This window comes from Streptomyces sp. NPDC057136, assembly GCF_042670885.1.
In the GTDB taxonomy this organism is placed as follows: Bacteria; Actinomycetota; Actinomycetes; order Streptomycetales; family Streptomycetaceae; genus Streptomyces.
The window spans coordinates 1-1771 of record NZ_JBHUUV010000105.1 but is presented as its reverse complement, the minus strand read 5'-3'; the positions used below and the strand labels follow the sequence as shown (position 1 = coordinate 1771).

At 66.0% G+C, this 1771-nt stretch carries 1 pseudogene; it reads left to right on the top strand.

The features are described from left to right. Positions 1 to 73: 73 nt before the first annotated feature. Positions 74 to 1279, top strand: a pseudogene (locus ACFT7S_RS38670) (ISAzo13 family transposase); the annotation flags it as partial. Positions 1280 to 1771 lie beyond the last annotated feature (492 nt).

Sequence of the window (1771 nt, the reverse complement as noted above, 5' to 3'; positions counted from 1 at the left end):
AGGACCCGTAATTCAACTAGTGCCGGTTTCGGCCGACACCTCGGTGGCGCCATGTAGTTGGGCTGTTGTGGCGATTCCGGATGAAGTCCTGGCAGTACTGGATGCGAAGTTCGCGGTGGTGCTGCCACATCTGGACGAGCGGCAGCGTCGTCTGTATTTGGCTTCCGAGGCGGAGGCTCTGGGGCATGGAGGGATCGCGGCCGTGGCCAGGCTGGCAGAGGTCTCGGAGTCGACTGTCGCACGAGGGCGTGCGGAACTCGCAGTCGGAGCACCAGCACTGGGGCGGGTACGCAGACCGGGCGGCGGGCGCAAGTCCGCTGCCGAGCGCGACCCTGGTCTGCTAGCGGCTCTCGAAGTGTTGATCGAGCCGCATGCGGTGGGTGATCCCGTGTCCCCGTTGCGCTGGACCACTGCCTCGCTGCGGGACTTGTCCCAGGAGTTGACCGTTGCTGGTCATCCGGTCAGTGCCCCGGTGGTCGGCGGTCTGCTGCGTGCGATGGGCTTCAGTCTGCAGGGCATGGCCAAGACTCGGGCCGGCAGTCAGGTACCCGACCGAGACGCCCAGTTCCGTCACATCAATTCCGCCGCCGAACGTTTCCTGGCGCAGGGCCTGCCGGTGGTGAGTGTGGATGCGAAGCAGAAGGAACCGATCGGCGATTTCGCACGCCCCGGCCGCACCTACCGCCCCAAAGGGCAGCCGATCACTGCCCCGGATCACGACTTCTTCGGCCCCGACACTCCGTTCGCCATCCCGTACGGCATCTATGACCTGGGCCGCGACAGCGGCTGGGTGAATGTGGGCACCGACCGCAACACCGCTGCCTTCGCGGTGCAGTCCCTGCGCCGCTGGTGGGAGGTCCAAGGGCGCCTCGACTACCCCAGCACCGACCGCTTGCTGGTCACCGCCGATTGTGGAGGCGCTAACTCGGCGGACTCCCGCCTGTTCAAGATGGGCCTGGCCGAGTTCGCCGACGAGTGCGGGCTGAGTATCACCGTCATGCACTTTCCGCCAGGTACTTCAAAATGGAACAAAGTAGAACACCGTCTGCTCTCCCGGATCACCCACAGCCTGCGCGGGCAGCCGCTGACCAGCTACGAGGTACTGCTGGAGACCATCTCGGCCACCCGCACCCGCACCGGACTGACCGTCCAGGCCGTGCTGGACGAGAACGCGTACCCCACCGGGCGCGTGCTCACCCGAGCCGAACGTCAGAGCGCCGAGCGACGGGTCGAACGCGATGAGTTCCATGGCGAGTGGAACTACACCATCGCCCCTCAGGACCCCGGCCAGCAGCTTCCGGAAGATCCACGGGACGAGTCGGGCTCTCCGGTCCCGGCCGAGGCCACCTTCCTCCTCACCCACCCCGTGCTCACTGGCATGACCCGAGAACACTTCGAGCAGCTCGTGCTCCAGCTCGAACCGTGCCAACTACTCTTGACCGAAGCCGAACGCCAAAGCGCAGAAAGGGACGGCCGCGGCCGCAATCCCGGCTTCGGCACCCTCGATCACCGCCACCGTGTCCTGGCCGCCGTGCTCCGCAGCCGCAACACCGTCACCTTGACCCTCGCGGCCGAACTGATGGGCCGCAAGCGCAACGTGCTGAGCTACCACGCTGGGAGGTCCAAGCCGATGCTGGCCTTCGCCGGGCCCGAGCTCGCCAGAGTCCTCGTCTTCCACAGGACCCACCCTCCCCGCACACTCGAAGCCCTCAAGCGCCTGATCGAGCACCACGACGAGATCAACTCAAGCAGTAGTTAAATTACGGGTCCT